The following is an 11,036-nucleotide window of genomic DNA, read 5'->3' as shown; positions in this document are numbered from 1 at the left end:
GCACTCCATAACTTAGATGCAGCGATCCACTTAGCCGATCAAGCGCACGCTGGTCATGCTACTGGCGATCACCTCACCCTGAGCATCACTGATGCGCAGGCTGGCGTATTAGCAAGCCATCACTTTGGACATTTTGGTACTGGCGATGTGATCCTTGATGGCGCGCACAGCACGCATCTATCGACCAGCCTCAAAGATCTTGAGAGCCTGAACATTGCAGCCGTCTCTGTTGCTGGTGGTGGCCTGACAGTCGATCTGGGCAGCGCAGACTTTAATGGCTTAGTCGGTGGCTTACCCGCATTTACGGGTGGCCCAGTCACCTTGGCACTCGATAGCGATGCGCATGGCGGTATTACTGAATTGAACGCTATCGCCAACTTAGCGGGTGGCAGTGGTGCCGGCTTAACAGCCGATCTTGATACCTTGGCTAACCACGGTATTAGCGACATTAGTATTGAGCAACTGGCAGCTGGCGACTTTAGTAGTGATAGCGCATTAGCGGCACTCCATAACTTAGATGCAGCGATCCACTTAGCCGATCAAGCGCACGCTGGTCATGCTACTGGCGATCACCTCACCCTGAGCATCACTGATGCGCAGGCTGGCGTATTAGCAAGCCATCACTTTGGTAGCTTTGATAGTTCAATGGACGTATCTGTACACGGCCATTCAACACACCTCAGCACAAGCCTAAAAGATTTAGAGATTCTGAATGTAGGTCATGTTGATATAGCGAATGGATTAATCGGTACAGACAGTATTGAGCACGTTAGCATTGATCTTGGTTCAATATCCCTAAATAGCTCTGAGGCAATTCATAATCTAGAGAATGCCTTGCCACATTTCACATTAGATGCAAGTGAAGCTGCTAAGGGTGCAATTGGGCTAGATGTTACTGTTGACCTAACACATCAACAGTTATCTGACTTAGCCTACGCTAGCCCAAGCATCTCTAGTGAATTGTTGGCTGCATTGAATGATGCAGGTATTACAGGTATCGGCTCTGTAGATTCATTAGAGGCAGCCCTAGCAGGCCCAGCTGATTGGATGAATATTGGCACAATCGAGCAATTACACAGCCATGGCTTTAATTATGAGCAGCATCTCGTAGGCTCTAGTGATCATGCCGCTCCAATAAGCCTTGATGCCACATTGGATAAAGAATTGGCTTCTTTAGTTGATGATGGCACTCTTAATACTAATGCTGTAACAGCAACAGATCATGCTCTGCACGGTATTGATCTACTGAATTTCACTACACCGGATAAGTTTGGTGACCTCTTACATGCTCTAACAGCTTCTGGAGTCAGTGACTTTGTGGTGGATAGCGGCGATGTTGTGGTTAGTGACGCATTGGCATCTGCGTTGGTCGATGCCGGCATGCTACAAGCCTTGCCAGATGCAAACCTTGTACTTGATGTAAGCGCTCAAGTGGTTGAGAACTACGCCCACTTAGCAACCAGCCTCAAAGCAATGGCTGAACTTGGTGTCAACGCGGTTGAGACCGGCTCTGCACATCAACTCTACATTGACCTTGGCTTACCAGTGCATGATGCTAGCGCAATGAGTGATATTAGCCACCTCTTGAGTACGCTTGATCCTGCTAACCATGCAACTGATATTGCGCATAGTCAAGATGGTAAGCCAGTAGATATCTCTCTTGTGATCTCTGGTGATGTCGCTTCTGCGATTGCTGAAGCAGGCGGATTTACTGCTGCGGATGCATTACATCTCGAGAATTTGGGCATCAAGCAAATTGCTGTGGTTGAGACCCCAGGACATGCAGCTAACGCAGCTGATGCATTGCTCAATGCTGCATCTAGCGCACATTTCGACTTACCACCAGTTCAGTTGATTGGTGCTCTTGACCCAATGCATGATGAGCTTTTGAACCACAGCATTACCCATCCTACGAAGTAATGGGGTATAAATATGAGCGATATGGATAAAGAAGAGATCAAGCAGCAGGCTACGCCAGATGGCGCAGAAGCTGCATCGACTCAAAAATCTCAGGAAAATGAGAGCCCACAGGCAAATGCTCGGGGCCCAGGAGCGATTGCGCCCAACGAGCGTAAGCCAATTGAGGCAGTTTTACATGACTGCCGTCGCACCTTTTATTTTGCTTTTGGATTAACCGCCTTAATTGATTTTTTATCAATTGTTCCCATGCTGTACATGATGAATGTGATGGATCGTGTGATTGCCCCGCGCAGTGGGGTAACGCTGATTTCTTTAACGTTGCTGGTAGTCGCGCTTTATGTATTTTGGTCAGCAGTAGAGTGGATTCGTACGCGGATATTGGTGCGATTGTCTTTACGTCTAGACTGGGACTTATCTGCTGATATTTTTGATGCTTCATTTAGACGTTATGTTGGTCGCAAGAATGTGAACGTCCAACAGCTTCTCGGTGATTTAGCAACTCTGCGCCAGTTCTTAACAGGGCAGGGTTTGTTAACCCTCATTGATGCGCCGTTTGGAGTTGTTTTTATTATTATTGGCGCACTCTTTCATCCATTCTTGGCAATCTTTGCGCTTGCTGCCTCAGCAATCATGCTAGTTGCTGCGTATTTTTCCCAGAAAGTATCTAGCCCAGTGCTTAAAACGGCTAATGACGCCAATGCTGAAGCTGCAAGGGTGGCTACCAATAGCCTACGTCATGCTGAATCAACCCTGGCTCTAGGGATGATGGGTGCAATCCGTCAGCGTTGGTACACGCAGCACCATAAATATTTGCAGCATCAGGTCAATGCAAGTGAGGCTGCGGGCTTAACTGGCGGCATTGCGGGTCTTCTGAATAAGATGTTGCCCTCACTACAAATGGCCTTGGGTGCATTCTTGGCGATGGAAAACCTTATTACCGGCGGTATGGTGATGGCTGCATCGATGTTGATTTCTAAAGCAGTTGGCCCGATTCAAAAGCTGATGACGAACTGGAAAGAAATTATTTCTGCTCGCCAAGCTTACGATCGCCTCAATGCGCTTCTAATGTCTGATGAGCGTCGTCAAAGTCAAATGCAATTACCGCCAGTGATGGGTCACTTAGTGGTCAGTCAGGTGGCAGCTGTGCCGCCGGGTCATAACAAGGCGGTATTGGTGGAGATGGATTTTGAAGTTAAACCTGGACAAGCTATTGCTGTAGTGGGTCCTAGCGCTGCAGGTAAAACTTGCCTTGCTAGATTACTGATTGGAGTATGGGCTCCAGCTAAAGGCTCGGTACGTTTGGACGGTGTAGATATCTCCAACTGGAATCATGACGAGTTTGGCCCCCAGATTGGTTATGTTCCCCAAGAAATTGAGTTCTTTGAGGGCACTGTTGCTGAAAACATTGCGCGCTTAGGTGAAGTTGATCCTGACAAGGTGGTGCAAGCCACCAAGCTCATTGGAATGCACGAGACGATTTTGTCATTTCCTGGTGGTTACGATACCGAGCTTGGTGAAACTGGCTTTGCTTTGTCAGGCGGTCAGCGTCAGCGCCTAGCCATTTGCCGTGCACTCTATGGCATCCCTAAATACATTGTCATGGATGAGCCTAATGCAAACTTAGATGAAGTGGGGGAATCTGCGCTAGCTCAGGCAATTACCTTCCTCAAGTCTCAAGGTTCAGCTGTCATTATCACGACGCACCGTCCGCGCTTGGTCAGCGTGGCGGATAATTTGCTGGTACTTCGTAATGGCCGACAAGTTGGCTTTGGCCCTGCGGATGAAATGATTAATGCCGTCAGAAACTTGCAAGTTGTCCCAGGTAATAAGGCTGATGGCAATGCGGGTGCAGAAGATGTCGTCGCAAAAGAGGCTACCAATGATGCGCCTGTTGTTCGGTCAGATGCTACTACGTCGGCTGCGGCAAGTACCTCAGGTACGCAGTCACCAGTACCTTCATCTGCCTCTGAGGTGCTCAAGCCTAATATCGTTCCTGATGGCCCAGTAATTTCACAAGTTGATTCAAAACCAGGAGAGACCTCATGAGTGCTAATGACGATCTCATCATTCCTGGGGATGAAGATAAGAAAAAAAATAGCAAGACCCATGCTCTGGTGGTTCAATTTAAAGAGCTTGATAAAAAAGCTGAGGGCTGGATTCAGGCTTGGAATCCTTATCACCCTGATGTGATTAAGTATCGTCCGATGGCTCCGGTCAATGTAGAAGAGTCCAAGATCCGTCGTGCTGCTGCCAAGATCTTTTTAATAAGTTTTGGCATCTTTCTAATCTGGGCTTCTTTTGCTCCATTAGATGCTGGTGTCACTACCCAAGGCACTGTCATGGTTAGCGGTTACCGCAAGACTTTGCAACATCCAACCGGCGGCGTTATTCAAGAAATCTTGGTCAAAGATGGCGATGTTGTTAAAGAGGGTGATGTGCTGATACGTATCAATCCGTTAAAAGCAGAGGCAGAACTGTCTACTGCACAGCTGCAATATATAGGTGCGCTAGTAACTGAGGCACGCTTAAAAGCAGAGCGCAAGGGTGATACGAAAATTACTTGGCCAACAGAGTTAGATAGCTTTGGTAGCGATCCTAGGGTGGAAGAAGCGAAGGGCATTCAGCAAAAACTCTTTGATACTCGTAGAGCAGAAATTGTTGCTGTTCTCAATGGTCGTCGTACTCAGGTAGCCACACTGTCAGAAGAGGCTAAAAATAACGCTACTCTTGCACAGGAAGGTTATGTCTCTAGATCAACCGCCAATCAAGTCTTACGCCAAAAGGTAGATGCAGAACTGCAGTTAAATCAAATGCAGTCAGCCTACTATAAAGATATTGATACGCAGATGGCTGAGATTCAGAAAACGCGTGATGCCCTGAAGGATCGTTTTCAGGCGGTGGCATTTGATCGCGACCTGACTGCCATTAAGGCGCCGGTAGCTGGCACTGTCATCGGACTTAAGGTCAATACGATTGGTGGAACGGTTCCTGCAGGACAGGTCGTTGCAGAGATCGTGCCATCGGAATCAGCCTTGGTAGTCGATGCTCAGGTTCCCCCCAATATGATTGATAAGGTCAAGGTTGGTCAGATAGCAGACCTACGATTTAGTTCCTTTAATGTAACGACCACGCCTGTTATTGCGGGTAGGGTGGTCATGGTTGGGGCCGACAAACTTCCCGCGGCACCAGGTGGCCCGCAAGGGGAGTTTTACCTAGCCAAGGTGGAGGCTACCAAGGAGGGTCTGGAGGAACTTGGAAACCTCAAGATACAGCCTGGTATGCCAACTGATGTGATTTTTAAGACGGGTGAGCGTACTTTTATGAGCTATTTATTTAAGCCGCTTACAGATCGCTTTGCAAAGGCGTTTAAAGACTAAAAATGGCAAAAATGAAATGAGAGAAATTGCTACGCTTATTGGTGCAAACCCGTTCATTTTGGTGAATTAGCTTCTATATAGTAAAGTATGAAACTAACGGGGTTTTACCCCCTAAATGATTGAATTTATTAGGCTTTATGGAATAGATTACTTTTCCTAAGGGCTAATTAAAGGCAGTATTTGCAATAAACATGAATACCAGAAACTTGGTTGATAACAAGATTAAAAGATAGAGTAATAGATGATGCATAAACGCAAGACATATAAATACAAGACGGTCATTTCTTTAGCGGTTGCTACCATGATGGCGCCACTACCTTCTTTTGCAGTCGATTTAGTGGGATCTTTTATTGCCGCTCAAGATGCAGATCCCACATACCAGGCAGCCAAAGCGGATAAGAAAGCCACTACATCGCAAGCGATTAGTGGACGCTTATCTTATTTGCCAAATTACTTATATACGCGCCAGCAATTGCCAACGTTTACCTCTCCCAATATGACGCAGACCGTGACGCAGCCCATTTTTAATGCTGCCGCCGCAGCGCAAGTTGGCCAAGGTGGTCCAACCATGACTTTGGCAGGCGCCACCTTTCAATCCAAGACCAATGATCTGGCAACCAAGACGCTCAATGCAGTCAATCAAATTGTCCTGGCTACCGAAGCGATTAAAGCCAATGATGGTCAAATTAATGCCCTAGAGAGTCAGTACAAAGGCGCTCAGCGTAAGTACGAGTTAGGTCAGGGTACCGTCACCGATATGCTCGATGTGCAGGTCAAGTTTGAACAGGCCAAAGCCAATGATTTAACGCTCAAGGCCAATCTAAAAGGGGCTAAGGATCAGTTCTTTCAGATTACTGGTATCTATCCTGACCATAATGACTTTATTTTGCCTAACAAGCATGAGAACTTCACCCTTGAGCCCCTGCAAGCTATTTTGGATAAGGTTGAAAAAGAAAATCCCAATATTATTTCTGCAAGAGCTACGGAAAGTATTGCTAAGTACGATATTGCTAAAGCAGCTGGCGCAGTATTGCCGACGGTATCTTACGTACTACAAAAGACCAATTACAACGGTGTGCAATCAAACAATAACGGTATTGCTATTTCCATTCCGATTGATGCCAACAGTTATGCCGATAACTACACCGCTTATGCAAAAGCTCAGGCGAGCACCAGCAATAGATTGCAGGCCGAAACACAAACGAAGGTAGAAGCGCAAAAACTGCACGCCTTGGTTGAGGCGGGTCTTGAGTCACTCAAGATCAAATGGAAGGCAATGGATACTGCAAGACTCAGTGTGACTGCAAACCAAAAGAGTTATGAGGCAGGTGTGAAAAGCACGACTGATGTGCTCATTGCGATTCAGACCTTGTACCAAGCCAGAAATGAATACGCACAAGCAGCAACCAATCAAGCATCAAACTATATGAATCTTCTTCTGGTGGCGGCAGAAAATCCTGATGAAGTAGTGCAGAAGACGCAGTTGTTTTTGTTTAGAAAATAATCTATAGAGACAGGGAAGTGGACATGAAAAAGAATTTGTTTATTGATGTAGATGATTACATCAAATATTTATTAGGTAATGTTTCTGTTTCTGGCATTCAGAGGGTTCAATATAGCATTCTCAAAGCCCTAGAGATTGATAAAAGCTCCAATATCTATTGCTTTTCAATTCAAAACCGAAAGATCACCTTATTTGGTTTATCTGAACTGGTTGAGTGGACTGAAATAGGTGATGTTGATGAGAGAAACAAAGCTTTTATTGAGCTGAAGAAAAACGCTTCCGAGATTACAATTTTTGATGCGCTCAAGTCCCAAATTGGTAACTCAGAAAATATCTTGCTCCTGACTGGTGCGCCTTGGAACACAGTGGATTACTATCAGATAATCTCCTTCTTTAAAAATACATTAAATGCAAGAGTTGTTCAGTTAATTCATGATCTAATTCCTCTTAAGCATCCAGAGTATTTTGATGAGGATCTAGTTAAAAATACCGAGGAGTATTTTCTTCAGTCAACCAAGTTGATAGATCATTTTTGGACTGTTTCCAATAAAACAAAGGAGGATATGAAATTCCTCTTTAAATATTCAAATGCCATACCAGATACTCAGGTTCTATTAAACATCTCCCCATTTAAGTCGGCGTCCCATTCAAGGGTAAAAAGTACGACTGGTAAAGATAAAAAACCTTTCGTATTATTTGTTGGAACTGTTGAGCGTAGAAAAAATCATGAATTTATTGCGCGTGTCTGGCGAAGTCTTGTTAAGAAAGATCCGCTTGGAACCCCTGATTTAATTTGCGTCGGCAAAAAAGGCTGGAAGTCAGACGACTTTTATAAAATCGTAACAGGCGATACAGCCTTAAGAAGTAAGGTTAAAGTTTTAACTGGTGTCAATGACGATGCGCTCGTCCAGTTATACAAAGATTGTGAATATACCGTTTATCCGGCCCTAGAAGAGGGATTTGGATTGCCGGTTGCGGAGTCTTTATCTATGGGTAAGGTTTGCGTAGTAGGAACTTGCCCCTCTCTTAGAGAGGCATCTCAGAATTTAGCATTTGTAGCCAATGAATACGACACTACTGAATGGGTTGATACCTTATTTAAGTTAAATAATACGCCGACTATTTTGCGCAAAAAAGAGATAGAAATTTCTAAGAAATTTAAGTTCTCTGGTTATGACTCATATTTAAAATCGATTAAAAATCTAGTTAGTAAGATTTCCCACAAAACAAAAAATTCTTATCAAACCTTCCCGGAAAATTTGGAGTTAGTTTTTGCCCCCGCTAGAATCGAAGATCACAGCAGGGCGCTTGAGGCGTATAAGCTGCCCATATCCAATGCCATTGGAACCGATGCAAATTTCCTTCCTAATTTTGATGGGCTGAGTTTTGGGGACTGGAATGAGGGAGAGGAGTGGGGGCGTTGGGGTAAGTTTCCAATGTCTACCGTTTCATTCTCTCTTGGGATATTAGCTGCAGGAAAGCCAATTTACTTAATTTTGCGTGCAAATAGTAACCCTGCACTGGAAAACGCCAACTTAAGGATATACGTTAATAGCGTGGGTGTTTGGGCTGGTAAATTGAGTGCGGAGCCTATGAATATTATTTTCAAGGTGCCGCAGGGGATTATTGGCAAGCAAAACCAAATTACGTTCTTTTATAATCCAAAGGAAGTAGATATGGGCGCACTAAAGGCCTTGGATCCAAGATTATTGGGCATTGGCTTGCGAGCTATGATGATTCTTGATCCAGAGGATTCAAAAAATCTACACTTTTTCTTTGACATGATGATTAAAGGCGGTAATGTACCCTCTGGCAATATTGGCATTTAATAGGCCACATTATTTAAAACAGTTTTTAGATAGTCTCGTAGAGGCAACTAAAGTTACTCCTGTTGGTGAAATATCTATCTTTTTGGATGGCCAAAGAAAAGATGCAGATATACCTTTGGTTGATGAGTGCGAGTTGATTTTTAAAAGCTATTTCCCGAATGGAAAAATTTTTAAGTCAGAGACAAATCTTGGAATTGCGATGAATTATGATCGCGCGGAAAAATATGTTTTTGAAGAGCTTGGGGCTGACTACGCATACTTTTTTGAGGATGACCTCGTCATAGGTCCTGGATATATTGAAGCTTTAAATCAAATTTTAGAATTGATGAAACTTCATCCTCAGATAGCCTACGGAGCAGCCTATGGAGAATCAAGCTATATGAATGGTGTACGAAGTAAAAATAGCCATTCATTGGATACTCTTGGGCATCAATGGGGGTACATTGCCTCAAAGGTCTCACATGATGAAATTAAAGCAGATCTAGCTGAATATAAAAAATTATTCAGTGAAGTAAGTTACTCAGAGAAAGAAATAATTCGCGATGAGATTCAATCTCTATTCAGAGAGTGGGGATCCGACTTTGATGAGCTCTCGCAAGATTGTGCTAAAGCAATATCCCTCATCAAGCATGGATACATTAAGGTGAACACTAACTTTAACTTAGGTTACTACATAGGCGCCATCGGGGAGCATATGACCCAAGATAAATTTGATTTAGCTGGCTTTGAATCGACCGATGAATTGAAGTTCGCGCCATGTCAGGTAACTACCGATGGTAACGCGGTCAATAGATTGCTGGAGCATTTGAAGCATATTTATCGCTTTAATAAATAATAGCCAACCTTTTTGCTAATGAGTCAATCCTTGCAGCTCGCTTTCATCCGATTATAGAGGTAGTTTTTAAATAGCTCAAATTAATAAGCAAACAGGCTTGATTATAGATTTATGACTCGTTGTAGATGAAACTAACGGAAACTTGAAATGACCGATTTAGAAAATTTTTTTGGAATGAATATATATAAAGATCTTAAGGTTGACCAATCTAAGATCGATAGACAGGGTTGGAATGGGCTGCATCCCATTTTTAAGAAAATTATCAAAGATATTAGCCCAAAAAAAATAGCTGATGTAGGTGTTTGGAAGGGGCAATCAACTATTTTCATGGCTGAGATTTGTAGGGAGCTTGGGCTTGACGCTAAAATTTATGCAATTGACACCTTTTTAGGTAGCCCTGAACATTGGAATACTGCGAGAACTGATGGGATGTTTGAATCTCTAAAGCTCTCAAATGGCTATCCTCGGCTCTATTACACATTTTTGAATAATGTTCTCGCATCAGGCGTCGAGGGTATGATAATTCCAGTCCCAAATACTTCGGCTAATGCTCAGGTAATATTTAAGCGAATGAATATTAAATTTGATTTAATTCACATTGATGCTGCCCATGAATTTAAGCCCGTATTGGATGATCTTGAGATTTACTGGGAGATTTTGAACGGCGGCGGCATATTAGTTGGGGATGATTGGCCATGGGAAGGTGTGCAAAAGGCTGCGGAGCACTTTGCTGGACAGAAAAATCTTAATTTAGAAGTTGACGGTGCAAAATTTGTACTTAAAAAGCCAAAATAGTGAGTATTTTTGTAATGAAGATTTATGATGTATGAATCTGATTTGGCTGGTTTTTAGTTAACCGATGAATTAAAGCTCTCCCCAGGTCAGGTAACCACCTATGGTTGAGTGGTCAGTAGTTTCTAGAGTATTTGAACTATATTTATCTCTTTAATAGATAGTATGGGCATCATAAATTATGAAAAGCGATATTCTTTTTGGCTCTGAATTTGTAAGAATTGAGCACTTTATTGGCGATAACAATAATACAAATCTAGCCTTTATCTTTTCCTCCTTAGAAAGTCGATCTTTGGATGGAAATCGTAATGGAGGTGAAATTTTTTTCAGGAATGGCTATGACGTAATTTCGTTTAAGATATCTAATGGCGATTGGTTCCAGTCGCTGCCGCCGGATATTTTTGAAGTAATTAAATCTATATCCCTTGAAAGGGGATACCAAAAAAAAGTTGCTTATGGATCCTCTATGGGGGGATTTGCCTCGATTGCTTTCTCTAGGCTCTTAGAATTGGACACTGCAATTGTATTTTCGCCCCAAATCAGTATTTCGGAGTCATTTGATCAACGTTGGGCGAGTAATGCTAGGGGTATAAATTTTAAGTATCACATCACAAAAGAAACTATAAGTGACCACTGTAAATTTTTCATATTTGGTGGATTCAACCACGAAGTGCAACTTTGAACAACTAGGTAAGGAGGCTAAGGATGTTTTAGTATCCAAAGCTTCTAGACCTCCAAGTCAAAGTAGCCATGACCTATCAACACCTTAGCCAAACTGA

The 11,036-nt window shown here is 43.4% G+C and carries 8 protein-coding genes; all 8 read left to right on the top strand.

What is annotated here, in order from left to right; genetic code table 11:
- Window positions 1–1,920, top strand: a 1,920-nt coding sequence (locus ICN46_RS11230) for a hypothetical protein (protein WP_216208818.1), incomplete at its 5' end; no start/stop codon positions are given.
- A 12-nt stretch (window positions 1,921–1,932) separates the two neighbouring features.
- Window positions 1,933–3,966 (top strand): type I secretion system permease/ATPase, encoded by a 2,034-nt coding sequence (locus tag ICN46_RS11225; RefSeq protein ID WP_216208815.1) that lies wholly within the window; start codon window positions 1,933–1,935, stop codon window positions 3,964–3,966.
- Complete coding sequence (locus ICN46_RS11220) at window positions 3,963–5,297, top strand: beta-barrel domain-containing protein (RefSeq protein ID WP_216208811.1); 1,335 nt, start codon at window positions 3,963–3,965, stop codon at window positions 5,295–5,297. Before ICN46_RS11225 ends, ICN46_RS11220 begins: the two co-directional genes overlap by 4 nt.
- A gap of 241 nt (window positions 5,298–5,538) precedes the next feature.
- Entirely contained in the window at window positions 5,539–6,801 is a 1,263-nt protein-coding gene (locus ICN46_RS11215; RefSeq protein ID WP_216208808.1) for a TolC family protein, read from the top strand.
- Window positions 6,802–6,824: 23 nt separating this feature from the next.
- The gene (locus ICN46_RS11210; protein WP_216208805.1) at window positions 6,825–8,630 is read left to right on the top strand and encodes a glycosyltransferase family 4 protein; all 1,806 of its coding nucleotides are present in this window, start codon (window positions 6,825–6,827) and stop codon (window positions 8,628–8,630) included.
- A complete protein-coding gene (locus tag ICN46_RS11205) occupies window positions 8,620–9,465 on the top strand; it encodes a glycosyltransferase family 2 protein (protein WP_216208802.1) in 846 nt (281 codons plus the stop codon). Before ICN46_RS11210 ends, ICN46_RS11205 begins: the two co-directional genes overlap by 11 nt.
- A 147-nt stretch (window positions 9,466–9,612) precedes the next feature.
- Complete coding sequence (locus tag ICN46_RS11200; RefSeq protein ID WP_216208800.1) at window positions 9,613–10,260, top strand: class I SAM-dependent methyltransferase; 648 nt, start codon at window positions 9,613–9,615, stop codon at window positions 10,258–10,260.
- Window positions 10,261–10,438: 178 nt separating this feature from the next.
- Window positions 10,439–10,939, top strand: coding sequence for a hypothetical protein (locus ICN46_RS11195; protein WP_216208797.1), 501 nt, complete (start codon window positions 10,439–10,441; stop codon window positions 10,937–10,939).
- Window positions 10,940–11,036: the final 97 nt, after the last annotated feature.

It is taken from the genome of Polynucleobacter sp. Latsch14-2 (genome assembly GCF_018881925.1).
Classification (GTDB): domain Bacteria; phylum Pseudomonadota; class Gammaproteobacteria; order Burkholderiales; family Burkholderiaceae; genus Polynucleobacter.
The sequence above is the reverse complement of the archived record's forward strand: the minus strand, read 5'-3'. Positions and strand labels throughout refer to the sequence as shown.

Coding starts and splice junctions, on each gene's coding strand:
- ICN46_RS11225 (WP_216208815.1), top strand. CDS start 1,933: ATGAGCGATATGGATAAAGAAGAGATCAAGCAGCAGGCTACGCCAGAT.
- ICN46_RS11220 (WP_216208811.1), top strand. CDS start 3,963: ATGAGTGCTAATGACGATCTCATCATTCCTGGGGATGAAGATAAGAAA.
- ICN46_RS11215 (WP_216208808.1), top strand. CDS start 5,539: ATGATGCATAAACGCAAGACATATAAATACAAGACGGTCATTTCTTTA.
- ICN46_RS11210 (WP_216208805.1), top strand. CDS start 6,825: ATGAAAAAGAATTTGTTTATTGATGTAGATGATTACATCAAATATTTA.
- ICN46_RS11200 (WP_216208800.1), top strand. CDS start 9,613: ATGACCGATTTAGAAAATTTTTTTGGAATGAATATATATAAAGATCTT.
- ICN46_RS11195 (WP_216208797.1), top strand. CDS start 10,439: ATGAAAAGCGATATTCTTTTTGGCTCTGAATTTGTAAGAATTGAGCAC.